Here is a 26,672-nt window from a genome sequence, read left to right as displayed (position 1 = left end):
ATTTATATCTTTATTTCGTTGACGTGATCCAAATGGATCCTGCAAGATACGCTCAATTAATGTAGCGGATTCAGGAGCAGAACCCAGTATGAGTCATGTCATTCACCGCAGCCTGCGTAGCACGCCGATCGTGGCCTCACGTGCCCAGGGGGCCTATATCTTTGATGCCCAGGGAAAGCCGTATCTTGATGCCTGCGGCGGGGCGGCGGTTTCCTGCCTCGGACACGCACACCCTGATGTGCTGGCGGCGATGCACCGCCAGATCGATCAGCTGGCCTATGCGCATACCAGTTTTTTTACCAGTGATGTCGTGGAACAGCTGGCCGAACATCTCACCCGCACGGCACCCGGCGAGCTTAACTATGCCTACTTTGTCTCGGGCGGATCCGAAGCAATAGAGACGGCGCTGAAGATGGCGCGGCAGTACTTTGTGGAGATCGGCCAGCCATCGCGCACCCGATTTATCGCCCGTAAACAGAGCTATCACGGCAATACGCTGGGCGCGCTGGCGGTGGGCGGTAACGAATGGCGCCGTCGCCAGTTTGCCCCCTTATTAATGGATGTTATCCGCGTCTCAGCCTGCAATGAGTACCGCGATCGCCGGGCTGACGAGACCCAGCAACAGTATACCGAACGTCTGCTCAATGAGCTGGAGCAAGCCATTCTTGAGGCCGGCCCGGAAACGATTATCGGTTTCTGTGCGGAAACGGTGGTGGGGGCGACGACGGGGGCCACGCCGCCGACGCCGGGCTATCTGAAGGGGGTGCGCCGCCTGTGCGATAAATACGGCATCCTCTATATCGCCGATGAGGTCATGTGCGGTATGGGGCGGACCGGGACGCTGCACGCGTTTGAGCAAGACGACGTGGTGCCTGATTTAGTGACCATCGCCAAGGGACTCGGCGGGGGTTATCAGCCGATTGGGGCGGTACTGGCGAGTGAGACCATTGTTTCCGCGCTGAAGGCGGGCAGCGGGTTGTTCCAGCATGGCCACACTTACATTTGTCATGCTACCGCCGCGTCGGCAGCGCTGGCGGTGCAGCAGGTGATTGCGCGCGATAATTTACTGGCTGCCGTCAAACAGCAGGGCGCCTATCTGCAACAGGCCCTGCGCGAGGTGCTGGGTGAGTTACCGCATGTCGGCGATACGCGCGGACGCGGCCTGTTTGCCGGCGTCGAGCTGGTGCGCGATAAAGACAACAAAACCCCGTTCGATCCTGCCCTGAAGCTGCATGCTGCGATCAAAGCAAATTGTATGGCGCGTGGGTTGATGGTCTACCCCATGGGCGGCACGATCGATGGTCAGTATGGCGATCACATCCTGATCGCGCCGCCGTTTATCATCACCCCGGCGCAGATCGACTTTGTGGTCGATACGCTGAACAGCGTGATCCGCGAAGAGACGGGAAAATTATGATCAATCGTTTACCGCCCCTGGCGGAACAGGAATGGGACGAGCGGCAACGTCAGTTAGCGGAAGAGATCATCAATGGGCCGCGCGGCGCCTTACTGCCGCCTTTTGAGCCGCTGCTGCGTAGTCCCGAGCTGATGGCGCATGCCCAGCGTATGGGGGAGTATTTACGTTATCGCAGCGCGCTGGGTCAGCGTCTTTCTGAACTGGCGATTTTGCTGACAGCACGGCACTGGTCACAGCCGGTAGAGTGGGCGATCCATGCGCCAATAGCACGTGAGAAGGGCATCTCTGCCGCGGCGGTGCGGGCGATTAAGCAACGGCGCCCGCCAGACGATCTCCGGCCCGATGAGCAGGTGATCTATGACTTCTGTCAGCAACTGCATCAGCAGCAAAAGGTGAGTGATAGCACCTGGCAACAAGCCGTTGATTTATGGGGTGAGAAGGGCGTGGTGGATCTGATTGGGATAAACGGTTATTACAGTTTTCTCTCCATGGTGATGAACAGCGCCCAGACGCCCGTACCGGATACCACCGACTCTCTATTTTCTGAATAAGTTAGCCTTTTCATTCGGGCGCATAATAATGCGCCCTGCATATCAAGTGTTGTTATTGGTTCTTCCGGCGATATATATCGCAGGCTGATATTCATTGCATGCCATTTCATTGACGCTGAGGGTAATTATGACTGGACTATTTAATAAATTAAAACTGACGCTGGCTTTGGTTATTTGTTCTGCCAGTTTTGTGACAGCAGCCCAGGACAAAATAACAGTGGGCGTGGATACCGCTTTTGTCCCTTTTGAATTTAAACAAGGTGATAAATATGTCGGCTTTGATATCGATTTGTGGGACGCTATCGCAAAGAAAATGCATATCAGCTACGAATTAAGGCCGATGGATTTCGGCGGCCTCATCCCCGGGCTGCAGTCGCGTAATCTGGACGTGGCGATGGCCGGCATAACCATTACCGATGCGCGTAAACAGGTCGTGGATTTCAGTGATGGGTATTATAATGCCGACCTGTTAATAGCCGTGAAAAGTACTGATAATTCCATTGCCAAATTCAGTGATTTGACCGGGAAAAAAGTTGGCCTTAAGCAGGGGACGGCGGCGGCCAGCTTTATGAAAAGCAAATATAAAGCGAATTATATCGAGTTTCCGAATATCGATAACGCCTACCTTGATCTGCAGGCCGGCAATCTCGATGCCGTCGTTCACGATTCGCCAAATGTCCTTTACTATGTGAAGACGGCGGGTAATGGCAAGGTCAAATCCACCGGTGAGACGGACAGCATTCTGCCACAGCAATATGGCTTTGCGATGCAGAAAAACAGCAGCCTGACGCCAAAAGTGAACCAGGCTCTGCAGGCCCTGCGTGCCGATGGCACCTACGACAAGATTTACGTAAAGTGGTTTGCTAAACAGCCGAAATAACCCTGCCAGGTCGGAGCGATCCGACCTCATTTCTTCTTGACGGGTAGAATGATGAATTTTGACAGTCGCTATATTTGGGATGCTTTACCGCTGCTGATGCAGGGCTTGCAGCTGACGCTGATTATCTCTTTGTCCGGTTTGTTAGGTGGGTTAATCATTGGCTTGCTGGCGGGAACCTGCCGCGCATTAGGCGGGACAATATCAAAAACGGTATCGCTGGTGTTTGTGGAATTAATCCGTGGAACGCCGATCATGGTGCAGGTGATGTTTATCTACTTCGCCCTGCCGATGGTGTTGCCAGTGCGTATTGACCCGGTTCCTGCCGCAATTATTACCATTGTGATTAACTCCGGCGCTTATATAGCGGAGATCACCCGGGGCGCGATTCTGTCGATCAATAAAGGTTTTAAAGAAGCCAGCCTGGCGATGGGGTTATCGCCACGCAGCACCCTATTACATGTCATTATGCCGCTGGCTTTTCGGCGAATGATCCCGGCATTAGGCAATCAGTGGATTATCAGTATAAAAGATACCTCGCTCTTTATTGTGATTGGCGTGGCAGAATTAACCCGCCAGGGACAAGAGATTATTGCCGGTAACTTTCGGGCGCTGGAGGTGTGGACGGCGGTGGCGATGATTTATCTGTTTTTGACATTGTGCCTGAGCTTCCTGCTGAAACAACTTGAGAAAAGGATCCATATTTTATGAGCATGGTTGAATTTAGCGCGGTGGCGAAAAACTTCGGCGCCACTCAGGTGCTGCACGATATCAATTTAAAGATTGAAGCGGGCGAGGTGGTGGTGATCATTGGCCCGTCCGGCTCGGGAAAATCGACCCTGTTGCGCTGCATTAACAAGCTGGAGGAGATCTCTTCGGGAACGCTGCTGGTGGCGGGCATGCATATTACGGATCCGCACGCGAATGAGTGTGATATTCGCCGCGAAGCCGGTATGGTGTTTCAACAGTTTCATTTGTTCCCGCATCTGACCGCCCTTGAGAATGTCATGTTCGGTCCGGTTCGCGTGCGTAAGCAGAGTAAGGCCGCGGCGCGGGAGCAGGCGCTGGCGTTGCTGGACCGCGTGGGTCTGCGTGAACGCGCCAACCACTATCCGGCAGAGCTCTCGGGGGGGCAGCAGCAACGCGTGGCGATAGCTCGTGCCCTGGCGGTAAAACCCAAAATGATGTTATTTGATGAGCCAACATCCGCTCTCGATCCCGAACTGCGGCATGAGGTGTTAAAGGTCATGCGCTCGCTGGCCGAAGAGGGCATGACGATGGTGATTGTGACCCATGAGATTGGCTTTGCCAGAGAGGTGGCTTCCCGGTTGATCTTTATTGATGGCGGCACCATTGCCGAAGATGGTTCACCTGAGGTGCTGCTCACTGCCAGCAGCAATCCGCGTCTGCAAGAGTTTTTGCAACACGTATCCTGAACATAAGTGAATGATAACAATATGAAAAAAATCGCAATCCGTGGTTCCGCCTATGCGGTCGGTCAGCAGCTTGGCGCGTTTGGTCGTGAGGCCTGGCATACTAAAATCAGGCAAACAGCGCTGTGGCAAACTGTAACCGCCCTGAAAACGGCGGAGCAAACCCAGCGCATGCGCGCAGCCGTCCAGGCTCAGTGGCCGCAGATCTGGCAGGAGCTGGAGGGCATGGCGGAGGGGCTGCAGGCGCCGGTGGATGAGGTGTTTGCCTGGAACTGTCGCGGCGATCTGGTGCGTTCGACGTCGGATGGCTGCACTACCCTGGCGGGGATAAGCGCTGAGGGCGAGTTAATTATTGCGCATAATGAAGATGGCTTCCCGCAGCTGCGCGGTGACTGCGCCATCGTCCACGTGACACCGGATGTGGGCCTCGCCTTCACCAGCTTCGCCTACCCCGGCTCCCTGTGCGGGCACACCTTCGCGGTGAATGAGAAAGGGATAGTCAATACGGTCAACAATATTCGTGCTGTGCATCGTCCGGAGGGGATGCCGCGCCAGATACTGGCCCGCGCATCGCTGAATGCCACCACGTTAGATGAGGCCATTACCCTGCTGACCGCGACACCGCGCGCGGGCGCGTTTCACCACACACTGGGTCAAATGGGCGATAGCCGTCTGTTTAGCGTGGAAGCTACCGGCTCCGGCAGCTCAGTGCGCCAGCTGACCGCCACCTTTGGGCATGCCAACCATCTGATCCATCCCCAGCTTGAGACCATTGAACAGATCGTGACCGGGAGCTCCGGCTCACGCCAGCAGCGCCTGGACGCGTGGCTGGCGACGAACCCGTCGCTGGATGGGGTAACAGCGAAAGCGATGCTCTCCGACCAGCAGGATCCGCTGTTACCGATTTACCGGCTGTCTGCGGAAGATCCGGATGACGAAAATACGCTGGCGACGGCCATTTTTACCCTGAGCGCGACCCGGGTCGCATGGCAGGTCTTCACCCTGGATCGTGAAAACGCGGTTTTGCAGGGCAGCCTTTAGCCGACTGAGGGCGCTTTCAGCAGGGCGATCAGCAGCGTACTGCACGCCATGATCCCCGCCGCCAGCCACACCATGCCTGACAAGCCCGCAGTGGCGATCAGCTGGCCGCCGACAAGCGCCCCGGTGCCGATGGCGGCATTAAAAATAGCCACGTAAATGGCTGACGCCGGCTGGGCGACCGCGCCTGCGCTGCGCAGCAGCCAGGTCTGTAAGCCGACGAACACGATCGCGATACCGGCGCCCCACAGGGCTAACAGCAGCCCGCTAAAACAGAAAGGCAGGGGCGCAAGCCGTCCGGTGCCGAGGATCGCCAGCACGCCCCCGCTCAGCAGCAGTGAAGCAAAAATCAGCCCCTTCAGATGACGGTCGATAAGCTTACCCGCGATAACGTTACCCACCAGCCCGGAAACCCCTGACAACAGCAGCAGGCCGGAGAGAGCGGTCGCCGGTACTCCCTGCAGTGTTATCAGCAGCGGTTCAACGTAGGTGAAGGCGGCAAAGTGAGCGGTAATGATGCAGGCCGTGGCGCCATACAGGCCGCAGAGCAGCGGATTACGGAAGATATCGCGATAAACACCCAGCCTGACGGGGGTGGACGCGGCCAGCGCGGGCAGCGTCGAGCATAGCACTGCCGCTGCGGCCAGTGACAGCAGGGCCACCGCCAAAAACGCGTGTCGCCAGCCCGCCAGGGTGGCGATAAAGCTCGCCAGCGGTACCCCCACTACGCTTGCCGCCGACACGCTGCCAAAAATGATTGCCGTAGCCAGCCCCAGCCGGTGTGGCGGGACCAGCTGCGCGGCGACGATGCCAATTAAGGCCCAGAAGGCGCCATGCGCCAGGGCGCCAATCATGCGGGCGCTCATCAGGGCGAACATGGAATAAGACCGGGTCGCGGCGAGGCAGGAAAGCGCCAGGGTCAGCATCAGCCCGACCAGCAGCGCCTTGCGTGAAATACGCGCCGGCATCGCGCCGGAAAGCAGGGCCGCCAGGGCGCCCACCCAGCCGTAGGCGGTGACGGCAAGCCCCATACCGGATTCCGTCTGGTGAAAATCCGCCGCCAGGGCGCTGAGCATGCCCACCGGCGCCAGTTCGCTGGTGACGATCGAAAAGGCGCAGATCCCGAGCGCAATGACGGCTATCCAGACGCGCGCCGGGGTTGGGTTAAGGGGTAAAGCAATCTCTTTCATGTCAGGCGTATCCTAAGAGGGGGGAAGCCGCGCATGGTGCACGGACGTTCAGGTGAGGAGAGAACCGGCGATCGGATGGCCAGTTTGTCTCCGCGAGTGGCGTGCAGTATCATCCCTGCGAAAACGATAAAAAAGAGCAGAAAACGGAGAACCGTTTTCCATAATTGGAAAGTAGATGACAGCAGAGTTTAACTGGGATGATGCGCGCATCTTCCTCGCCATCGCCCGGGCGGGAACGCTAAGCGGCGCCGCCGACAAGATGAACATGGGGATTGCCACGGTGTCCCGCAGGCTGGATCGGCTGGAACAGTCGCTGAAAGTCCCGCTTTTCAGCCGCCATCAGAGCGGCTATCGCCTGACCGACGATGGCGAAGCCCTGCTCGCGCGGGCGGAGGCGCTGGAATACGCAGGCCTGGCGTTCGGCGAGGCGGCGCAACTGCAGGGGCATGTCGCCGGGGTTGTCCGCCTGGCTACCTCGGACAACCTGGCCACGCATTTTATTCTGCCCTCCCTGAAAGGGCTCCTGGACCACTATCCTGACCTGCGGGTGGAGGTGCTGAGCGGCGTGCAGCCGGTGAACCTGCATCGTCGGGATGCCGATCTGGCGATCCGCATGGTCAAGCCTGACGCCGGGCATTTGACCTTAAAGCGGCTGGGGACGGTGGGGTTTGGCGTCTATGGCGCCGCCAGCTATCTGGCCGGCGCGGACGGCCTGTCGCTGAGCGAGTCGGACTTTGTGGGATGGCCGGAGACTCACCAGCACCTGCCGGCCGCCCAATGGATCACGCGCACCCTGCGAGGGCGACCGTGTAAAGTCGAAGCCAATACGCTCGTGGCCCAGGTTTCCGCGGTATCAGCGGGGCTTGGGCTGGGCGTCCTGCCGCACTTTATGGCGCGGGCCAACGGGCTGCAGTGCCTGCAGCCGGAGATCGGTGCGGATCAGACACTTTGGCTGGTGATGCATTCCGACCTGGCCGGGTCCAGACGCGTGCGGGTTATCGCCGACCATCTCATCACCCTCTTTGCGGACCATCAAGACCGGCTGGCGTTGCCCTGACGCTAACGCTCAGGGGATCACCCGCGCCGTTCTCAGCTGCGAAAACAGGCTGAAAAACATCTCGTCTGTGGCCTGCATCCGCTGGAAGCCAGCCCGGCGCAGTTTACTGCCATCGCCAAACATATCGTACTGCCAGCCGAACACGAAATCGGCAAACTGACCGTCGCTCAGACGCAGAATGTCCGCTTCCACCAGCCGCTCTCCGGCCAGCTCGTGCCAGACGGCACGGTAGTCATTGAATAGCTGATGAAATGAGAGCCTGACGGGCGGGGCGCATTCCAGTTCAAACCACTGCGCGATGCGCGGCCACAGCTCGCACCAGCGCCAGATATCACCATTATTGACGTTGAAGGCCTCGTTTTCCCCCGCCGGTGAGGTGGCGGCCCACAGCGTGGCCTCCGCCAGCAGATCGGCGTCAGTATGATCGACAATGCTGTGCCAGGTGGTTAACGTGCCGGGAAAGCGCAGCGGTAAACCCAGGGCTTTGCACAGTGACGCGTACAGCGCGATGCTCAACGCAAGATTCATGGCGTTACCCGGCACCGGGCTGCCCACCACGCCGGGCCTGATAGCGCTCCAGTGCCAGGTTTTGCCTTGTTGAAAGTGGCGGAGCCACGCAAGTTGAGCGGCGTTAAATTCAGCCCCGGGTACGCCGGGGTCGCTTTCCCGCGCCGGGGTTTTAAAGGGGCCAAGATGGGCGCCATACACTTTATACCCCTGCATCAGGCTGACCGCCTGCAGCGGGGCGTTTTGTTCGACGTGGCTGACCAGATTACGCAGCATGGTAACGTTCGGCTCCACCATCTCGCTCCAGTTTCCGGCATTCATCCAGGCACTGTAAAAAATGTGGGTCACGGTGGACAGCGGCTGGAGCGCTTGCGCACTGTGCCGGGCATCGCGTAAATCGACGTGAATCATCGGGATCGCCCCCGGTTGCGACAGAGCGCGGTGGCTGAGGCCGATAACCTCCCATCCACGATGTAACAGGGTGTTGACCAACTGGCGGCCAACGATGCCGCTGCTGCCAGCGACCAGTGCGACCTGAGAGGATGTCTTGTTCATGGTGTTTCTCCTGGGAAGGTGACCGACACAGTGTGCTAGATTATTTTTTTGCCACCTATCCCATGAAACGGATGACACTTATCAGCAGAATCATGAAATGAATAATAAGCTCACCGCCATCGCCACCTTTCTGCGCGTTGCCGAAGCCGGCTCATTTTCCGCAGCCGCCCGGCAGCTCGGGATGAAGCAATCTGCCGTCAGTCAGCAGATCGCCGCGCTCGAACAGGAGCTTGGCGTGGTGTTACTCCATCGTACGACGCGGGCCATGATGCTTACCGAGCAGGGGGAGCATTACCGGCGTGATATGCAGCGGGTGCTGAACGCCATGCAGGAGGCGGAAAGGCGGCTCAACCCGGCGGAGCCTCAGTTTCAGGGACGAGTGCATGTCCAGCTGCCAAGCGGTCTCGGCAGTCTTCTGCTGCCGCATCTGCTGGCGCTGCAGAAACAGTATCCTGAACTGCACCTGATGCTGTCGCTCGACGATCGGATCGCCGATCTGATTACCGAAGGGGTGGATGTGGCGCTGCGTCTCGGCCATGAGCCGCCGCCATCCCATGCTGCGCGGGTTCTGGCGCGGATTGAAACGGCGCTCTTTGCGGCACCAGGTCATTACGCCGTCCAGTCCGTGGACGACCTGGCGGAGTATCCACACGTTCGGTTTAGCGGCATCCCGCTTGATGCTCCGCTGCGGATAATTTCCGCAGACGAGACGAGAGACGTGCAGGTTAAGACCGTTTTTCGGGCCAACACCAGCGATGCGCTGTTGCAGGCGCTGGAATCCGGTATCGGCATCGGAGGGATGCAGCGACCGCTGGCGGCCAGGGCACTCAGGGCTGGAAGGCTGGTGCCGATCCTGGCTGACTGGCGATTACCGGACCGTTTCCTGTATGCCGTCTATCCCGATGCCCGTTTTATTCCGCCGCGGGTCAGAAGCGTGATCGCCTTGATTGAGGCGCGACTGCCGGAGATCGCTGTGGGGAGCTGAGGGTAAGGCGCTCCCCCATTCAGAACCGTCCACGGTATCGTGCCGCTCCCCAACAGGTGGTTTCTGATGTTAAGGTGAGACGTTTATCACCACAGGAGAACGCAAATGATTGTCAGGACCTGGCACGGCTGTGTGCCATTGCAACATGCCGAGGGGTTTGCCCGCCACCTTGAGCAGACCGGCGTGGATCACGCCCGGGGTATCCCCGGTAACAGAGGCGCGCTGGTGCGCCAGGAAAACCAGGGCGAATGGGCGCATTTTTTTCTCGCCACCTACTGGCAGGATCTTGCGGCGGTCAAAGCCTTCGCAGGCGAAGACTATCACGTCGCGGTCACTTATCCGGACGACGACGCATTCGAACTCCTCTCCGACCCCTACGTGTTTCAGCATGAAGTTGAGGCCGTGTCGCCACTGTAGGCTGATGACCGGGCAGGTGGAAGATCGGCCAGCAACAGACGGTTGCTGGCCGCGTGAGAGCGACGTCTACCTTGTATGGGCAGCCAGCCGCCGCTGGGTGAACGTGGCATGACGGGAACACTCAGCGCGTGAGGGCCGCGACAATGGAGGCCTCCATTTTCTCCGGCGTCGTCAACGGCGCAAAACGCGTGAGGGGTGTGCCGTCGCGAGCGATGAGGAACTTGGTGAAATTCCACTTGATCCGTCCGCCGAGTACGCCGGGCAACGCTTGTTTCAGATAACGAAACAGCGGGTGTGCGGCGGGGCCGTTGACGTCCACTTTCTCAAACATCGGGAAGCTCACGCCGTAGTTAACGTGACAGGTCTGCTCGATTTCATCCGCACCGCCGGGTTCCTGCTTACCAAACTGGTTGCACGGGAAACCAAGCACTACCAGCCCCTGAGCCGCGTACTTTTTGTAGAGCGCTTCCAGGCCAGCGTATTGCGGTGTGAAGCCACAATGGCTGGCCGTATTCACCACCAGAACCACCTTGCCAGCATAGTCAGACATTGAGAGGGGCTGGCCGCGCAGGCGGGTAGCCGTCAATTGATAAAAAGGGGTCATAGCAGGCTCCTGAGAGTAGAAACAGTTCAACGCTGACGATCGCGCGAATGTTTGAAGCAGATTAGGCAGTTATGATACACAGGGTTAGGGATTTGTACCTGGAGTGTTAAAAAAACGCCAGATGTCATAGAGAAAATCGCGAACAGGAACGGCTGAAAATGATGAAATATGTCTTATCGCTGGTGGTGGTGGCGATACTCGCAGGATGTACCAGCACGCCAAACTTGCCGCCTCGGGATACCATTGTGGCGATGAAACCCACAGAGTCCGGTATTGTCGCCAGCTCAGCGAAATACAGTTACCGCTTTGTCCGTGACGGTGTGCCTCAGGAATATCAGCGTTATAAGACCTTTTATGAACGCTTTCATCAACAGGCTTCCGGCGTGCGGGTTAACTTTGTCGTGGAACAACATGAGGTGACGGCGGAATATCTGGTGGTGATGGATCAGCGCAAACTGGATGCCGGGCAGCATAGCGAGCTGGTGAATCAGTATCATGCGGTGCAAATTGATAACGATCGCCTCGGGGTGTTGTTTAAAGCGACAGGATTTTGGACTGCATCGGACGCGTCAGATCTGGCCGCCGCCTACCAGTTAGCGCACCCCGTTGTGGTATCAATCAATGATAAGACCAAAACGATTAGCTCGCTTGGCGCCGTCGCCATGGCCCCGTTGTTTCCATTTTACATGATGTATGGATGTGCCATCGGGCCTTGTGTCTGAGGAAAACAGCCAGCAAGTCACTCGACTCACTGGCTGAGTATTTAATTAAGCTTCACTTTTAGATGACTGCTTGTGAAACAGTTCGCGGAATACCGGGTAGATATCTTCCTGGTCGCGGATATGCTGCATGGCGAAATTATCAAAGGTCGCCTGCAGATGTTCATACTCGCGCCACAGGGTTTGATGCGCCCGGCGGGTAATTTCGATGTAGCTGTAATAACGCACCACCGGCAGGATTTTCTTCGCCAGCAGTTCGTGGCACAGCGGGGAGTCATCGGCCCAGTTGTCGCCATCCGACGCCTGGGCGGCGTAGATATTCCACTGCGCCGGGTCATAACGGGCCTGCACCACTTCATCCATCAGCTTCAGGGCGCTGGAGACGATGGTGCCGCCGGTTTCCTGAGAATAGAAGAATTCGTGTTCATCCACCTCTTTTGCCTGGGTATGGTGGCGGATATAGACCACATCGACGTTTTTATAGGTCCGGCTGAGGAACAGATACAGCAGGATATAAAAGCGCTTGGCCATGTCTTTGGTGGCCTGGTCCATCGAGCCTGAGACGTCCATCAGGCAGAACATCACTGCCTGGCTGGAGGGCTCCGGCCGTTTTTCATAATTTTTGTAGCGCAAGTCAAAGGTGTCGATAAACGGCACCCGTTCAATTTTGGCGCGCAGCTCAGCAATCTCTTTGCGCAGGCGCTCCTCCTCCAGCAGCTGCACCGGTTCGCTGCGGCTGATGGTCTCCAGATCCTCCTCCAGGGCGCGCAGTTCACGGCGCTTGCCAGCGGTCATCGCCGTACGCCGGGCCAGCGAGTTCTGCAGCGAACGCACTACGCTGATGTTGGCTGGCACCCCATTCGAGGTAAAGCCCGCGCGATGGGTTTTAAACTCGTTAAGCTGCCGGTGCTGATTCTTCTTCAGGTTCGGCAGGGCGAGATCTTCAAATAATAGATCCAGGTACTCATCTTTCGAAATCTGGAAGACAAACTCATCCTTCCCTTCGCCGTCGGCGCTGGCTTGCCCCTGACCGCCGCCACCGCCGCCGCCACCGCCCTGCGGGCGCTCAATCCGGTCGTTTTGCACAAAATGATCGTTGCCCGGGTGGACGCGGTTGCGCAGGCCGCCGCGACCCTGATGAAACATCGGCTCGTTGATATCGTCCGTCGGGATCGAGACGGATTCTCCGCTCTCAATATCGGTCACCGAGCGCTTGTTGATAGCCTCGGAAATCGACTGTTTAATCTGCGCCTTATAACGGCGCAAAAAGCGCTGGCGATTGACGGCGCTTTTGTTTTTCCCGTTCAGGCGTCGGTCTATGAACCAGGTCATATGCCCTCCTGTACTGCATTAGCCAACTTTGCTTATCATCATTCAGCTGCAGTTGACCCGGCGGCGTGCCGCCGGGCTTGACGCATCAGGACGATTTACGAACCCGCAGGTACCACTCGCAGAGCAGGCGAACCTGTTTGCGGGTGTAGCCTTTTTCCATCATGCGGTCGACAAAGTCGTCGTGTTTTTTCTGCTCATCGGTTGATGTTTTGGCATTAAACGAAATGACCGGCAACAGCTCCTCGGTATTAGAGAACATTTTCTTCTCGATAACCGTGCGCAGTTTCTCGTAGCTGGTCCAGTTCGGATTACGTCCGCTGTTGTTGGCTCTGGCGCGCAGCACAAAGTTGACGATTTCGTTACGGAAGTCTTTCGGGTTGCTGATCCCGGCCGGCTTCTCAATTTTCTCCAGCTCAGCATTCAACGACTCACGGTCAAACAGCTGACCGGTATCCGGATCGCGATACTCCTGATCCTGGATCCAGAAGTCGGCGTAGGTGACATAGCGATCGAAAATGTTCTGCCCGTACTCGGAGTAGGATTCCAGATAAGCGGTCTGGATCTCTTTGCCGATAAACTCGGCGTATTTCGGGATCAGATAGCCTTTGAGGAATTCCAGGTAGCGCTCGGCGTTCTCCTGTGGGAACTGTTCGCGCTCAATCTGCTGCTCCAGGACATAGAACAGATGCACCGGGTTGGCGGCCACCTCGACATGGTCGAAGTTAAACACCCGTGACAGGATCTTAAAGGCAAAACGGGTGGAGAGCCCGTTCATCCCTTCATCCACCCCGGCGTAATCGCGATACTCCTGATAGGATTTCGCTTTCGGGTCGGTATCTTTCAGGCTTTCGCCATCATAGACCCGCATCTTCGAGTAGATGCTTGAGTTTTCCGGCTCTTTCAGACGCGACAGAATCGAGAAGCGCGCCAGCGTTTCCAGGGTGCCCGGGGCGCACGGCGCGTGGGTCAGCTCGCTGCTGTTGAGCAATTTTTCATAGATGCGGATCTCTTCGGAGATACGCAGGCAATAAGGCACCTTGACGATATAGACGCGGTCGAGGAAGGCCTCATTGTTCTTGTTATTACGGAAGGTCACCCATTCCGATTCGTTGGAGTGGGCGAGGATTATCCCGTTAAACGGCAGGGCAGAGATCCCTTCGGTCCCGTTGTAGTTCCCTTCCTGGGTGGCGGTCAGCAGCGGATGTAGCACCTTAATCGGCGCTTTAAACATCTCGACGAATTCCATAATCCCCTGGTTGGCACGGCACAACGCACCGGAGTAGCCATAAGCGTCCGGGTCGTTTTGCGCATAGTGTTCCAGTTTACGGATATCCACTTTACCGACCAGCGCCGAAATATCCTGGTTGTTTTCATCACCGGGTTCGGTTTTGGCGATGGCGACCTGCTCAAGAATCGATGGCCAGACTTTGACCACGCGGAATTTAGTAATATCGCCGCCAAACTCGTGCAGGCGCTTGGCCGCCCACGGCGACATGATGGTGCCGAGGTAGCGGGTGGGCACGCCATACTCTTTCTGAAGGATCTGGGCATCCTCCTGCGGATTAAACAGGCACAGCGGGTGATCGTTGACCGGGCTACGCTCGCCGTTGGCGCTCAGCACATAGATGGGCACGCGCTGCATCAACGCTTTCAGCCGTTCAGCCAGCGACGATTTACCACCGCCCACCGGCCCCAGCAGATAGAGGATCTGTTTCTTCTCTTCCAGCCCCTGGGCGGCATGCTTGAGATAGGAAACGATCTGCTCAATGGCGTCTTCCATACCGTAAAACTCTTCAAAGGCCGGATAGCGTGCGATGACCCGGTTTGAAAAGAGACGGGATAGCCGCGGCTCGAGAGCCGTATCAACCATGACGGGTTCACCAATGGCCATCAACAGACGTTCTGCCGCATTGGCATAGGCACTGCGATCTTGCCGGCAGATGGTAAGAAACTCCTGCAGTGTGAACTCTTCGTCCTTGGCAGCTTCATAGCGCTGGCGATAGTGATCGAATATATTCATGGCATGCCGTCCTTTCGTTTTTTAGCACAGGTTGAGAGCCGTTCATATGAGTAGTGGGGGCCCCCGGAAGACATAAGCTGAACGTCGCTCTCCAGATATCCAGCAACCCTTATGCCAGGTTGCGGGTGGAGTAGCGTGAATGTGCCCTGCAATTACACCTTCTAAATTTAAGCGTAGATGCATTTAGAAATCTTGCATGCCGCAGAAAATCAATTTCAATGACATATCAATAACTCATCCTGAAAATGACGCTTTTTGACACGCCAGGACGCGAAGCTGTCACCGGGCTGTCACCTCATGGTAAGAGAAGGGTGGGAAAGTGAACGATTTGTGTCATGTCGGGTAAAGAATTTGAGGCATGAGGTCTACGACGGTAAACTGCACGGGCTGATAATTTGACAACGGGAATATGGATTGTGACTAAAATCAAACTTCTGGCACTCGGCGTGCTGATTGCGACGTCCGCCAGCGCGGCGCATGCCGACGGGAAGTTCACTCTTGGGGCTGGCGTAGGCATCGTCGAACATCCGTATAAGCAATATGATGCGGATGTCTACCCGGTGCCGGTCATTAGTTATGAGAGCGATAACTTCTGGTTCCACGGTCTGGGCGGGGGCTACTACCTGTGGAACGACACCAACGATAAGCTGTCAATAACGGCCTACTGGTCGCCGATGTACTTCAAGCCGGGCGACAGCGACAGCGCGCAAATGCGTCAACTGGATAAACGTAAATCGACCGTGATGGCCGGTCTGTCTTATGTCCACAACACGCCCTATGGTTTCCTGCGCACGACGATTGCAGGCGATACGCTGGATAACAGTAATGGTATCAACTGGGATCTCGCCTGGCTGTACCGCTACACCAATGGTAACCTGACGCTGACGCCGGGCATTGGCGTGGAGTGGAACAGCGACAATCAGAACGAATACTACTATGGTGTCTCGCAGCATGAGTCCCGTCGCAGCGGCATGCGCAGCTACGATCCGGACAGCAGTTGGAACCCGTATCTGGAGCTGTCGGCTAACTATCGCTTCCTCGGCGACTGGAGCGTATACGGCATTGCACGCTATACCCGTCTGTCGGATGAAATTACCGACAGCCCGATGGTGGACAAATCCTGGAGCGGCCTGATCTCAACCGGGATTACCTACACCTTCTGATTGTGCATCATTACAGTGCGCTTTATGCATCAAAACAGGGCTTCACGCCCTGTTTTGCTTTATGGTGGTGCAGAAAGCTAAAGAGGAGGAGACGGTGAAAAAAACAGTACGCTTTGGCGAGCAGGCGGCGGTTCCGGCCATCGGGCTGGGCACGTGGTATATGGGCGAAAACAGCGCCCAGCGTCCGCAGGAAGTGGCTGCACTGCGCGCGGGCATCGACCACGGACTGACGGTGATCGATACGGCGGAAATGTATGCCGACGGTGGGGCGGAAGAGGTCGTCGGGCAGGCGATCCGCGGCCTGCGCGATCGCGTGGTGCTGGTGTCCAAAGTCTATCCCTGGCACGCCGGCGGAACGGCGATGCGCCGCGCCTGTGAAAACAGCCTGCGCCGGCTGCAGACCGACTATCTCGATATGTATCTCCTGCACTGGCGCGGGGATATCCCGCTGCAGGAGACGGTCGAGGCGATGGAGAGGCTGGTGGCCGAGGGCAAGATCCGCCGCTGGGGCGTCTCTAATCTGGACACCGACGATATGCAGGCGCTGTGGCGGACGGCGGGTGGCGAACGCTGCGCGACCAACCAGGTGCTCTATCATCTCGCATCGCGGGGCATTGAATACGATCTCCTGCCCTGGTGCCAGCAGCACACTCTGCCGGTGATGGCCTACTGCCCGCTGGCGCAGGCGGGGCGCTTACGCGATGGACTTTTTCAGCATACCGATATCATTAATATGGCTAACGCGCGGGGGGTGACAGTCGCGCAGCTGCTGCTCGCCTGGGTGATTCGTCATCCGGGAGTGCTGGCGATCCCGAAAGCGGCCAGTATTGAGCATGTGGTGCAGAATGCTGCCGCGCTCGATATCGTCCTCAGTGCGGAAGAGCTCGCGCAGCTGGATCGCCTCTATCCACCACCGCAGCGAAAAACCCGGCTGGATATGGTTTAATCAGCACCTCAGCCAGCGGAGAAAAAAGCCCCGTCGGGAACGGGGCTTTTTGCTGTTAGCGTTTTTTCAGGCTGATGGTCTGCGCCAGGCGAGAGGGGGTCTCTTCGCTGGCTTTCTGCGGCTGGGTCACGCAACAGGTTTCGACGCAAACGAAGGTTTTGTAACCATCGTCCGGCATGTCGCCCATGCTGACGGACAGCGCCGGGCCCGGGTTCCAGGCCACCACGTTGTGCTGATGATGATGCACGACGTCGATAGTGCGGTTAAGCGCATCGTCATGGATCACGCTGCAGCTGTCAGCGTTAAGGTAGACGCGGTCGGTGCGGTCCGGGAAGGTCTGCACGCCGTTGCTCAGGACGCCTTCTTCGGCATTCTTCACTTTATCGATATAGCGCTCGCCAAGACCACTCACTTTCACCGCCGCGATATCGCCGACGTTGAAGTAGGTATGCAGGGCAGAGGTGGTCTCGAATTCACCGTGGGCTTCCAGCTCGATTTCGCAGGTTTTGCCCAGCTTAAAGCGGGCATAGAGGGTGAATTCGTGCGGCCAGAGCTTCATGGTTTCGGCGCTGTGCTGGAGCGCAAAGGTCAACATGACGCCGCTGTCGTCTTCGTCATGACCTTCCAGGGTCCATGGCAGATTGCGGGCAAAGCCGTGCGACGGCAGACCCTGCTGCGCGGAAGGGCCAAACCAGGGCCAGCAAATCGGCACGCCGCCGCGCAGGGCGACGCCCTGTTTAAATGGGGTGTTGTTGCTCAGCCACAAGACTTCTTCTTCACCGGCGGGTTTCCAGGAGAGCAGGTGCGCTCCCTGCAGCGCCACAGAGGCTTTCACCTGCGGATGGTCGATGACAATCAGCTCCAGGTCGTCCAGCTGGCGACGGGAGATCACGGGAGAAATGGTTTCATTCACCGGGAGAGCAAAAATTTTATTTATCATTGTGCAATCCTATCTCTGCAGACAAAAAAAAGAGCGACCGAAGTCGCTCTTACAGATTACTTTTTCATCTCAACTTATTTGGAGATGTGAGCAATCAGGTCCAGAACTTTGTTGGAGTAGCCAGTTTCGTTGTCGTACCAGGAAACCAGTTTCACGAAGTTGTCGTTCAGTGCGATACCTGCTTTAGCATCGAACACGGAAGTGCAAACTTCGCCGTTGAAGTCGGTAGAAACAACGTCGTCTTCGGTGTAACCCAGAACGCCTTTCATTGCGCCTTCAGAAGCGGCTTTGATGGCTTTCTTGATTTCTTCGTAGGACGCTGCTTTTTCCAGACGAACGGTCAGGTCAACAACGGATACGTTCGGAGTCGGAACGCGGAACGCCATACCGGTCAGTTTGCCGTTCAGTTCTGGCAGTACTTTACCTACTGCTTTAGCAGCACCGGTAGAGGACGGGATGATGTTCTGAGCTGCGCCGCGGCCGCCGCGCCAGTCTTTGTGAGACGGGCCATCAACGGTTTTCTGAGTCGCGGTGGTCGCGTGGACGGTGGTCATCAGGCCTTCAACGATACCGAAGTTGTCGTTGATAACTTTAGCCAGCGGTGCCAGGCAGTTGGTGGTGCAGGAAGCGTTGGAAACGATGTCCTGGCCAGCGTAAGTTTCGAAGTTAGCGCCGCGAACGAACATCGGGGTGTTGTCTTTGGACGGGCCAGTCAGAACGACTTTTTTCGCGCCAGCGGTGATGTGTTTACGAGCGGTTTCGTCGGTCAGGAAGATACCGGTTGCTTCAGCAACAACGTCAACACCAACTTCGTCCCACTTCAGGTTAGCCGGGTCACGTTCAGCGGTAACACGGATTTTTTTACCGTTAACGACCAGATGACCGTCTTTCACTTCAACGGTACCGTCGAAACGACCGTGAGTGGAGTCATACTTCAGCATGTAAGCCATGTACTCTGCGTCTAACAGGTCGTTGATTGCAACGATCTCGATGTCAGAACGTTTCTGAGCAGCACGGAAAACAATGCGACCGATACGGCCAAAACCGTTGATACCTACTTTGATAGTCATATATTCCACCAGCTATTTGTTAGTGAATAAAAGGTTGCCTGTAAAATTACAAAAACCTTACGCAGCGTCAAGCGGAATCGTGTCAATCATTGCGACAAATCAATCCTGAGCACACCTTGCGCGATTGATTTGCCTCACTCTCCCTTTGAGCCCAATTCCATATGGGGGCTGCGCGCGGAATTTTAAAGGGCATTTAAGATAAAAACGTGATTTAAGTCACAATTATCTGGCTGCCTGTTGGCACCGCATAAGTTTAGAACAAAAGTGCACGCTTCATTGTTAATGTTTTGTTAGAATTGGAGCGAAAGTTGTCCATTGCAAAGCGAGATGTAAGCCCATGGCGAATACACCCTCCCCGGAAGAGCTGAAAAACGGCTTAAGCGAAATGCAGTTTTACGTGACGCAGCATCACGGCACCGAACCGCCTTTCACCGGACGGCTGCTGCACAACAAGAAAAATGGCGTGTATCACTGCCTGGTGTGCGATGCGCCGCTGTTTAACTCCCAAACCAAATACGACTCCGGTTGCGGCTGGCCGAGCTTCTATGAGCCGGTGAGCGATGAGGCCATTCGCTATCTGACCGACAATTCGCACGGCATGCAGCGCATTGAAATCCGTTGTGGAAATTGTGACGCCCATCTCGGCCACGTATTTCCGGATGGCCCACAGCCGACCGGCGAGCGCTATTGTGTGAATTCGGCGTCGCTGAGCTTCACTGATGAGCAGAATGGCGAGCAGATTAAGGGTTGAAGAAACGATTCAGCAAATTATTCCAAGCGGAGTGGAGCGGAAGATGGATATTGAGCAAATTATCGACAGTATGACGCCGGAAGTTTACCAGCGTCTGGCGACGGCGGTGGAGCTGGGAAAATGGCCGGATGGCGTGGCGCTGACGCCGGAGCAAAAGGAAAATAGCCTGCAGCTGGTGATGCTGTGGCAGGCCCGGTATAACACCGAAGCCCAGCACATGACCATCGACACCCGCGGGCAGATGGTGATGAAGAGTAAACAGCAGCTGAAGGAAGATTTCGGCATCGTGCCAAAGCCGATCGCCACCGTTAAGCTGCAATAAAGCGCCAGCCGGCGGCGCGTGGTTCCGGCGTCGGGGTCACCCCGCGCCGGACAGCATCAGCGTGAACGACCGCGCGCAGCGGCCAGATCGGCATGCTTACTTTTTGTTCATCATCGCTTTCAGATCGGCAAACGGGTTGTAGGTGGCCTCACCGACGCTCTTTTGCGCATCTTCGCCCGCCACCACCGTGGAGCCATACTGATCGGCTTCGGTGTACTTGGAATGTTCGTGATCGTGACAATACAGGCACAACATCTCCCAGTTACTCCCATCTTCCGGGTTATTGGAGTGGTCGTGATCGATGTGGTGCACCGTCAGCTCGCGCAGATTGGAGTAGACAAACTCCCGTGAGCAGCGTCCGCACACCCAGGGAAAAAGCTTGAGCGCCTTTTCGCGGTAACCCACTTCCAGACGCGCGTAATTTTTGGGGATATAGGCCATGGCCCCCTGCCTCCTGTCAAACGGTTAAGCTGCGCCAGCGCGTGGCGCAGCGGATAACTGGCATCATAACCTATCCCGGGCTGCGCGATATACCTGCATTGCAGGCGATGTTGTCTGCGTCACGCAGCCCGAGGGGAAGGGGCGTGACTAGTGTTTGATCCCCAGCGATTCCGCCAACTGACGGGCCAACTGATTCTGGTCATCGGCGCCATATTCCCAGAACATGGCCCCGGCGAGGCCCTTCGCCTTGATATAGTCCGCCTTAATGGCCACCGATCGCGGGTTCTCATAGGACAGGGCGAACAGCGGCTTGCCCTCCGCGGACTGCACTGACAGCCACGGAACCTTCGCTTCATCGTCCCAGTGCTCGGTAAAACGTTTTTGCGGATCGTTGAGCAGTTTGCCCACGATATCGTTGTATTTTACGTAGGTGTCTTTGCTCAGGTCATAACCCAGCGAGGCAAACAGCGCGACCTCCTGTGGCCCAAAATAGGGCTGGGTGACCGGATTGTTTTGCGCATCCGCTTTCGTCCAGTCAATCCCCGGTTCAACTGCCCGTTTCGGTACCCGGCCATAAAAACCAATCCCGAGGTTCATCTGGCTGGGTTTAAGCCCGGCGGCCAGGTAATTGTTGACCACAAAATCGGCGCTGTATTTATCCGCCGCAGCGACCGTTGGCCAGTGGCTGGAGTCATACAGGTTCGAGTTGAAGTACTGCGTGCCGTAGGCCATGTCGTAGGTCATCAGGTTGATGTAGTCGAGCGATGGCGCAATCGCTTTAACGTCCACCCAACTTTTCGGACTTTCTGCGTTAGCCCCCACGGCAATAGTGACCAGTTTCCTGGTACCAAACGCTGCGCGCAGCTCTTTTAACAGCGCGGTAAAGTTATCGCGATCGGCCGGTTGACTGGCAACCAGCCCCCAGGCGCCGTTGACCGGAAACTCCCAGTCGAGGTCAATCCCATCCAGACCATATTTTTCAACAATTTCCTGCGCAGACTGAATAAACACCTTACGGGTTTCTTTGCTTGCCGCCGCGCCGGAGAAACCGCGCGCCCCCCAGCCGCCGACCGACAGCAGGACCTTGAGGTCCGGGTTCTGTTTACGCAGGGCCGGGAGCTTTTGCAGATCCGCCTGCACCTTCGGCGACAGCCAGATCTCGTGCAGATGAGCGGGATCCTTCAGGGCCGCATTAGTCTCGTCTTTTTCATCGTTATAGATAAGACCAAACGAGTAGTTGAGATGGGTGATCTGCCGGACGTCCAGCTTATCGATATCGCCGCCGGGCCCGGCAGTGACGTCGCCGCCGCCGTTAAAATAGCCGACGGACATCAGAGGTTGGGCAGAGAGCGCGGAAGCGCAAAGCAAGGGCAAGGCTGCCAGCAAGGGCAAACGTTTCATAGTGGTTCCTCTTTGACATAAAAAATAACCACGCCACGGAAATGGCGTGGCGAAAAAACAGCCTTGCCAGACTACCAGCAATAACCTGTTGAAACTGCGAGAGAGTTCAATTTATGGACGATAGCGAGGCGGCAGAAGAAGACCCGGCGCGAGGGCGCCGGGGGGAGGGATCAGGCCTGAGATTCCCGCCAGTCATCGAGGGTATACAGCGTGGCGCCCGCGGCGGCCATCTCCATAAACGCCTGGCTGCTGTCCTGCGGCTGCAGGTTAACGCCGCGACAGCCGTCGATGATGACATTGACCATATAGCCCAGCGCCAGGGCATCCAGCACGGTGAATTTGACGCAGTAATCGGTGGCGAGGCCGAGGACGGTCAGTTCCACGATGCCCTGGCCGCGCAGCCAGCCGTCCAGTTCAGTTTTCTGCCGGTGACCGTTGTCAAAAAAAGCGCTGTAGCTGTCAATGACCCGGTTTTGCCCCTTATGGAACACGGCGTTGATCGCCTGCTGTTTGAGCAGCGGATGCAGCGCCGCGCCTTCGCTGTGCTGCACGCAGTGATCCGGCCAGAAGGTCTGCGCCAGGCCGTCGAGTTCGCCCTGGGTGTAGGGTGCCACCTGGTGCTGGCTGGCGAAGCTGCCGTGATCCGCCGGGTGCCAGTCCTGGCTGGCGACGATGGGCTCGCCGCGCGCCAGGCTCCAGTCGATAAGCGCATTAGCCACCTCGACGGTACTGTCGCCTTCAGGAACCGCCAGCGCGCCGCCGGCGCAAAAGTCGTTCTGCAAATCAACCAGTAACAGCGCTCGATGTGCCATACGTCCTCCTTAAGCCTCGTCGGGGGTTAGTTCGCCACGCAGATTTTGCTGCATCGCCGCGCGAATGGCGTCAACATCCAGCTGCTGGCTAAGCAGATAGTGTAGCTTGGTCAGCGTCGCTTCCACCGTCATATCGAAACCACTGATGACCCCCGCCTGGGCGAGGGCGTTGCCGGTGGCATAGCCGCCCATGTTCACTTTCCCGGACATGCATTGCGTCAGATTGACCACCACAATACCGCGCTGGCTGGCTTCCGCCAGCACCTGAATAAACTCGCCATTCTGTGGGGCATTGCCGACGCCATAGGAGCGGAGGATCAGCGCTTTCACCGGCTGGCGCAGGAAATTGCGTACCACGTCGGCGGAGATGCCGGGGTAAATCGTCACCACGCCAATCGGCTGCGGGGTGATGGGGTGCACGATAAGCTCTCCGCGGCCCTGCGGCGCCGGCGGGGTACCGAGACGGCGAATATGGATCCCGGCTTCCAGCAGCGGCGCGAGGTTTGGCGAGGCGAAAGCGTCGAAGCCGTCGGCGTGGGCTTTAGTGGTGCGGTTGCCGCGAAACAGTCGATTGTTGAAGAACAGCGCCACTTCGTTAATCGGATAGTTGGCGGCGACGTAGAGGGCGTTGAGCAGGTTAATCTGACCATCAGAACGCAGCTCGGCCAGCGGGATTTGTGACCCTGTCACAATGACCGGCTTGCCAAGGTTTTCCAGCATGAACGACAGCGCCGAAGCGGTAAACGCCATGGTGTCGGTACCATGGAGGATCACAAAGCCATCATACTCATCGTAATGGCTGCGGATATCGTCGGCGATGTGCTGCCAGTCCTCAGGGGTCATATCGGATGAATCCATCAGCGGATGGTATTCATGGATCGTGAAGTCCGGCATCTCCGGACGATGGAACTCAGGCATCAGCGCCAACTGACGCTGCAGATGGCCGGAAACGGGTACATAGCCGTGTTCAGAGCGCTGCATACCGATGGTCCCACCGGTGTAGGCAACGTAAATCGATTTTTTTTGCATAGCATCGCTTAGGTTGGTCGTAGACAGGCGCAGTATAAAGAGACGCAGGAAAAAATACAGTGTCGGTCGCTGGCTTTGTGGCGGTGTTGGCAGGTGCGGGAAAAAGGCTGCCCCGGGAGACGGGGCAGCCGCTGCGTACTAACGGATGTTGGCGCAGGTCAGGCAGAAGGCATAGCGGTTCTGCGGGTCGTTAAACGCCGCCAGCTTGTCGCTCTCCGCTTTCACCGTCTCGGCCGCCGCGGCGACTGGTGCAGGCAGCCAGGCCTGAATGGCCGCCGGCAGCGAGGCGCGTACCGAGCCGGTCAGGCTATCCAGCACCATCGAGAAGAAGGTCGGCTCTTCCTGATAGTAGTTGAGGTGCCAGGTTTTCAGCTTGGCCAGCTCGGCGGCTTTAGCCACCGCATCGTCGAAGTCGCCGAGGCTGTCGACCAGGCCGTTGGCTTTGGCATCTTCCCCGGTCCAGACGTGTCCCTGGGCAATCTGGTCGATTTTCTCCGGCGTGCTCTTACGGGCGTTAGCCACCAGTGTGATAAAGCGCTGATAGCCATTCTCAATGCTCAACTGCATCAGCTGCTGCACTTCCGGCGGCAGCGCTTTGGTGCTGGAGACATCCGCCAGCGGCGACGTGGCGACGCCGTCGGTATGGACGCCAATCGACCCGAGGGTATTTTCCACGGTGTTGATTACGCCAAAGATGCCGATGGAGCCGGTGAGGGTGCTCGGGTTCGCGACGATGTAATCCGCTGGGGTGGAGATCCAGTAGCCGCCAGATGCAGCCATGCCGCCCATCGAGACCACTACCGGTTTACCGGCGGCTTTGGCTGCCGCCAGCTCTTCACGGATAATTTCTGAGGCGGTCACGCTACCGCCCGGGCTGTTAACGCGCAGAACGATGGCCTTAATTTTCGGGTCGAGGCGCGCATCGCGAATTTGCGCAGCCGTGGTATCGCCACCAACGTTGCCCGGGGTCTCCTCGCCATCCATGATGGCGCCGTTGGCAAAGATCACCGCAATGGCGGAACCTTCGTCAGACGGTGTCTTCACGTTGTAGTCGTAATAGCTGATCGCCCGGTAATTGTTATCCGTTTTGCTCCAGCCAAACTGTTTGGTCAGCGCCTTTTCCACTTCCGTGGAGGTCGCCAGCTCATCCACCAGCTTATTGTCCAGCGCATATTTTGCCGTATCGCCGCCCACTTTACGCAGGCCATCGATAATGCCCTGGGCGCCCGGGAATAGCTGCTGGGCGGTGATCTGGCGGTTGGCGGCAATGGTGTTGAGGTAGTTCTGCCACAGTTCGCCAATCCAGCGGCTGTCCGCCTCGCGGGCGGCAGGGGACATATCATCGCGAATGAAAGGCTCGACGGCGGATTTATAGGTGCCGACGCGGAAGACATGGGTGGAGACCTTCAGCTTATCCAGCAGTGATTTGTAGTACAGCCCATTGGTGGCGAAGCCGTGCAGGTCAACCTCGCCCTGTGGTGAGAGCCAGATTTTGTTGGCAAAGCTCGCCAGGTAGTACTGGCCCTGGCTGTAGCTGCTGCCGACGGCATAGACCGGTTTGCCGCTGTCGCGGAACTCACGCAGCGCTTTACCGATGTACTGCATGGACGGCTGATCGCCGCCAACGAAGTTTTTCAGATCCAGCACAATACCGGTGATATTGCGGTCATCTTTCGCCTGGCGAATGGTCTGCACGATATCGAACAGAGAGTTCTCCTGCAGACGGTCCGAGCTGGCGCCAAACAGTTGGCGGCCAATTACGCCGAGCTTGCTGCTGGCGGAAGGTTTATCCACCACCACGCCGGTAATATCCAGCAACAGCGCGCCGCGCGCGGCATGTTCGCTGGTAGTGGTGCTGAACTGGCTCCAGATACCGATACACACCAGCACCAGCACCAGGAAGATCGCATTCAGAGCCAGTTTGCGAATAAAGTTGAGTATCCGCCACGTCCATTTAAAAAAGCTGGCAATCAGTCGCCAAAGGGTTCGCATGTCTTCTCCCTAACGTTATCTAAAAAGGGCAGGCCGCAGGGGCCGCCGCGTCTGGCTATCCTAAAGAGTGAGCCGTCGGTTGTCAGCAGGAATCACCGACCACGCTGTAACAAAATCCTTGTGCATGTTAATTTTATGAAAAATGACATCACAGGAGTTATACAGATGGATGCTCTCGATCTACTGCTTAATCGCCGGAGCGCTTCTCGCCTGGCGGAACCTGCCCCGGCTGGCGAACAGCTGGAAAACATTCTGCGCGCCGGGCTGCGCGCCCCGGATCATGGCACCCTGCAGCCGTGGCGCTTTTTTATTATCGCCGATGACGGCCGCGAGCGCTTCAGCCAGCTGCTGGAAAAAGGGGCCACAGAGGCCGGCCAGGATGAGAAGGGAATAGAGAAAGCCCGCAATGCGCCGTTCCGCGCGCCGCTGATCATTACAGTGGTCGCGCACTGTGAAGACCACCCGAAGGTGCCGCGCTGGGAGCAGGAGATGTCCGCTGGCTGCGCGGTGATGGCGATGCAGATGGCGGCCCTGGCCCAGGGATTCAATGGCATCTGGCGCAGCGGAGCATTGACCGAGAGCCCGGTGGTGCGGGCCGGCTTCGCGTGCCGCGAGCAGGATAAAATTGTCGGCTTCCTCTATCTGGGGACGCCGCAGCTAAAAGCCTCAACCACCATTGCCCTGCCGGATACCGCGCCGTTTGTGACGCGCTTCTGAGTCGGTGCTTGTGATGCCGGGTGGCGGCTGCGCCTTACCCGGCCAACGCATCCGGCTCTGACTGTCTGTAGGCCCGCGCAAGCGCAGCGCCGCCGGGCAAGGACAGCGGGCACGGAGCCGATTTTGTGCCGGGTGGCGGCTCGCGCCTGACCCGGCCTACGTTCGTACGACCTGTCGTTAATTTATTCACTTTTCTTGCTGAAACTGCCGGTGCTGGCGGCCTCAACATCGCTGAGACGTTCCCGGCAGGCCGGGGCAGCCCGCATGGATGCGGGCTGAGGGCCGTGTTTTGCAGGGACGCTGCCTCGGCCCGACCCGAAGCCTGCAGGGATAAGTCGAAGGGACCGCGTAGCGGCGATTTTGCTGGCCGGAGCCCGGGGGTACAG

At 57.4% G+C, this 26,672-nt stretch carries 27 protein-coding genes; 15 read left to right on the top strand and 12 right to left on the bottom strand.

Annotation, left to right across the window (positions count from 1 at the left end; translation table 11 throughout):
- Positions 1-88: 88 nt before the first annotated feature.
- From SP68_RS15500 to SP68_RS15475, 6 genes are all read left to right on the top strand, one after another.
- The gene (locus tag SP68_RS15500) at positions 89-1,417 is read left to right on the top strand and encodes an aspartate aminotransferase family protein (protein WP_016160729.1); all 1,329 of its coding nucleotides are present in this window, start codon (positions 89-91) and stop codon (positions 1,415-1,417) included.
- Positions 1,414-1,968 (top strand): carboxymuconolactone decarboxylase family protein, encoded by a 555-nt coding sequence (locus SP68_RS15495; RefSeq protein WP_012968484.1) that lies wholly within the window; start codon positions 1,414-1,416, stop codon positions 1,966-1,968. Before SP68_RS15500 ends, SP68_RS15495 begins: the two co-directional genes overlap by 4 nt.
- Positions 1,969-2,095: 127 nt before the next feature.
- On the top strand, positions 2,096-2,848 hold the full coding sequence (gene glnH / locus SP68_RS15490; protein ID WP_008807644.1) for a glutamine ABC transporter substrate-binding protein GlnH: 753 nt from the start codon (positions 2,096-2,098) through the stop codon (positions 2,846-2,848).
- A 51-nt stretch (positions 2,849-2,899) separates the two neighbouring features.
- Complete coding sequence (gene glnP / locus SP68_RS15485; RefSeq protein WP_012542106.1) at positions 2,900-3,556, top strand: glutamine ABC transporter permease GlnP; 657 nt, start codon at positions 2,900-2,902, stop codon at positions 3,554-3,556.
- Positions 3,557-3,558: 2 nt separating this feature from the next.
- On the top strand, positions 3,559-4,281 hold the full coding sequence (glnQ, locus tag SP68_RS15480; RefSeq protein ID WP_012542105.1) for a glutamine ABC transporter ATP-binding protein GlnQ: 723 nt from the start codon (positions 3,559-3,561) through the stop codon (positions 4,279-4,281).
- Positions 4,282-4,302: 21 nt separating this feature from the next.
- On the top strand, positions 4,303-5,319 hold the full coding sequence (locus tag SP68_RS15475; protein ID WP_022065499.1) for an acyl-CoA--6-aminopenicillanic acid acyltransferase: 1,017 nt from the start codon (positions 4,303-4,305) through the stop codon (positions 5,317-5,319).
- Here the strand turns inward: SP68_RS15475 and SP68_RS15470 are convergent.
- Positions 5,316-6,506 (bottom strand): MFS transporter, encoded by a 1,191-nt coding sequence (locus SP68_RS15470; RefSeq protein ID WP_022065500.1) that lies wholly within the window; start codon positions 6,504-6,506, stop codon positions 5,316-5,318. The two genes, SP68_RS15475 and SP68_RS15470, sit on opposite strands and share 4 nt — an antisense overlap.
- Positions 6,507-6,681: 175 nt before the next feature.
- Between SP68_RS15470 and SP68_RS15465 the strand changes: the two genes are divergently transcribed.
- Positions 6,682-7,563, top strand: a complete 882-nt coding sequence (locus SP68_RS15465; RefSeq protein ID WP_022065501.1) for a LysR family transcriptional regulator — start codon at positions 6,682-6,684, stop codon at positions 7,561-7,563.
- Between the two features lie 9 nt (positions 7,564-7,572).
- Here the strand turns inward: SP68_RS15465 and SP68_RS15460 are convergent, their stop codons facing one another.
- A complete protein-coding gene (locus tag SP68_RS15460) occupies positions 7,573-8,625 on the bottom strand; it encodes an SDR family oxidoreductase (protein WP_022065502.1) in 1,053 nt (350 codons plus the stop codon).
- Between the two features lie 97 nt (positions 8,626-8,722).
- On the opposite strand from SP68_RS15460, the gene SP68_RS15455 reads away from it, so the two are divergent.
- Together SP68_RS15455 and SP68_RS15450 are read left to right on the top strand one after the other, a co-directional pair.
- On the top strand, positions 8,723-9,610 hold the full coding sequence (locus SP68_RS15455; RefSeq protein WP_022065503.1) for a LysR family transcriptional regulator: 888 nt from the start codon (positions 8,723-8,725) through the stop codon (positions 9,608-9,610).
- A gap of 105 nt (positions 9,611-9,715) precedes the next feature.
- On the top strand, positions 9,716-10,027 hold the full coding sequence (locus SP68_RS15450; RefSeq protein ID WP_012968478.1) for a hypothetical protein: 312 nt from the start codon (positions 9,716-9,718) through the stop codon (positions 10,025-10,027).
- A 121-nt stretch (positions 10,028-10,148) separates the two neighbouring features.
- Here the strand turns inward: SP68_RS15450 and SP68_RS15445 are convergent, their stop codons facing one another.
- A complete protein-coding gene (locus tag SP68_RS15445) occupies positions 10,149-10,631 on the bottom strand; it encodes a glutathione peroxidase (RefSeq protein ID WP_012542099.1) in 483 nt (160 codons plus the stop codon).
- A 158-nt stretch (positions 10,632-10,789) separates the two neighbouring features.
- Between SP68_RS15445 and SP68_RS15440 the strand changes: the two genes are divergently transcribed.
- Positions 10,790-11,353, top strand: a complete 564-nt coding sequence (locus tag SP68_RS15440) for a hypothetical protein (RefSeq protein WP_008807634.1) — start codon at positions 10,790-10,792, stop codon at positions 11,351-11,353.
- Between the two features lie 45 nt (positions 11,354-11,398).
- On the opposite strand, the gene SP68_RS15435 is transcribed toward SP68_RS15440, so the two are convergent.
- Together SP68_RS15435 and yeaG are read right to left on the bottom strand one after the other, a co-directional pair.
- A complete protein-coding gene (locus SP68_RS15435) occupies positions 11,399-12,682 on the bottom strand; it encodes a YeaH/YhbH family protein (RefSeq protein ID WP_012968476.1) in 1,284 nt (427 codons plus the stop codon).
- Between the two features lie 85 nt (positions 12,683-12,767).
- Complete coding sequence (gene yeaG, locus SP68_RS15430; protein WP_008807632.1) at positions 12,768-14,702, bottom strand: protein kinase YeaG; 1,935 nt, start codon at positions 14,700-14,702, stop codon at positions 12,768-12,770.
- Between the two features lie 416 nt (positions 14,703-15,118).
- On the opposite strand from yeaG, the gene SP68_RS15425 reads away from it, so the two are divergent.
- Together SP68_RS15425 and SP68_RS15420 are read left to right on the top strand one after the other, a co-directional pair.
- On the top strand, positions 15,119-15,865 hold the full coding sequence (locus SP68_RS15425; RefSeq protein ID WP_008807631.1) for a MipA/OmpV family protein: 747 nt from the start codon (positions 15,119-15,121) through the stop codon (positions 15,863-15,865).
- Between the two features lie 94 nt (positions 15,866-15,959).
- Complete coding sequence (locus SP68_RS15420; protein ID WP_008807630.1) at positions 15,960-16,811, top strand: aldo/keto reductase; 852 nt, start codon at positions 15,960-15,962, stop codon at positions 16,809-16,811.
- A 55-nt stretch (positions 16,812-16,866) separates the two neighbouring features.
- Here SP68_RS15420 and SP68_RS15415 read toward each other — a convergent pair whose 3' ends face one another.
- Positions 16,867-17,751 carry a D-hexose-6-phosphate mutarotase gene (locus SP68_RS15415; RefSeq protein ID WP_008807629.1) on the bottom strand — a complete coding sequence of 295 codons (885 nt, stop codon included), beginning with the start codon at positions 17,749-17,751 and terminating at the stop codon, positions 16,867-16,869.
- Positions 17,752-17,825: 74 nt separating this feature from the next.
- On the bottom strand, positions 17,826-18,821 hold the full coding sequence (gene gapA, locus SP68_RS15410; protein ID WP_008807628.1) for a glyceraldehyde-3-phosphate dehydrogenase: 996 nt from the start codon (positions 18,819-18,821) through the stop codon (positions 17,826-17,828).
- Between the two features lie 337 nt (positions 18,822-19,158).
- Here gapA and msrB point away from each other — a divergent pair, with 337 nt between their 5' ends.
- Both msrB and SP68_RS15400 read left to right on the top strand, forming a co-directional pair.
- Positions 19,159-19,572: a peptide-methionine (R)-S-oxide reductase MsrB gene (msrB, locus tag SP68_RS15405; RefSeq protein WP_040975806.1), complete on the top strand. Its 414-nt coding sequence runs from the start codon at positions 19,159-19,161 to the stop codon at positions 19,570-19,572.
- Between the two features lie 43 nt (positions 19,573-19,615).
- Entirely contained in the window at positions 19,616-19,894 is a 279-nt protein-coding gene (locus SP68_RS15400; RefSeq protein ID WP_012542095.1) for a YeaC family protein, read from the top strand.
- A 96-nt stretch (positions 19,895-19,990) separates the two neighbouring features.
- Here SP68_RS15400 and yajD read toward each other — a convergent pair whose 3' ends face one another.
- The 5 genes from yajD to sppA form a co-directional block, all read right to left on the bottom strand.
- A complete protein-coding gene (yajD, locus tag SP68_RS15395; RefSeq protein ID WP_002901254.1) occupies positions 19,991-20,335 on the bottom strand; it encodes an HNH nuclease YajD in 345 nt (114 codons plus the stop codon).
- 147 nt (positions 20,336-20,482) lie between these two features.
- Positions 20,483-21,736, bottom strand: coding sequence for a chitinase ChiD (gene chiD / locus SP68_RS15390; RefSeq protein ID WP_012968474.1), 1,254 nt, complete (start codon positions 21,734-21,736; stop codon positions 20,483-20,485).
- 170 nt (positions 21,737-21,906) lie between these two features.
- Positions 21,907-22,548 carry a bifunctional nicotinamidase/pyrazinamidase gene (gene pncA / locus SP68_RS15385; RefSeq protein WP_012542094.1) on the bottom strand — a complete coding sequence of 214 codons (642 nt, stop codon included), beginning with the start codon at positions 22,546-22,548 and terminating at the stop codon, positions 21,907-21,909.
- Positions 22,549-22,557: 9 nt separating this feature from the next.
- On the bottom strand, positions 22,558-23,577 hold the full coding sequence (gene ansA, locus SP68_RS15380; protein ID WP_008807624.1) for an asparaginase: 1,020 nt from the start codon (positions 23,575-23,577) through the stop codon (positions 22,558-22,560).
- A 138-nt stretch (positions 23,578-23,715) separates the two neighbouring features.
- Positions 23,716-25,569, bottom strand: a complete 1,854-nt coding sequence (gene sppA, locus SP68_RS15375) for a signal peptide peptidase SppA (RefSeq protein ID WP_008807623.1) — start codon at positions 25,567-25,569, stop codon at positions 23,716-23,718.
- Positions 25,570-25,734: 165 nt separating this feature from the next.
- Here sppA and SP68_RS15370 point away from each other — a divergent pair, with 165 nt between their 5' ends.
- The gene (locus SP68_RS15370; RefSeq protein WP_022065511.1) at positions 25,735-26,286 is read left to right on the top strand and encodes an NAD(P)H nitroreductase; all 552 of its coding nucleotides are present in this window, start codon (positions 25,735-25,737) and stop codon (positions 26,284-26,286) included.
- Positions 26,287-26,672 lie beyond the last annotated feature (386 nt).

The sequence above is a fragment of the Klebsiella variicola genome (genome assembly GCF_000828055.2).
Classification (GTDB): domain Bacteria; phylum Pseudomonadota; class Gammaproteobacteria; order Enterobacterales; family Enterobacteriaceae; genus Klebsiella; species Klebsiella variicola.
Note: the sequence above shows the minus strand (reverse complement) of the source record. Positions and strands in the feature narration are given on the sequence as shown.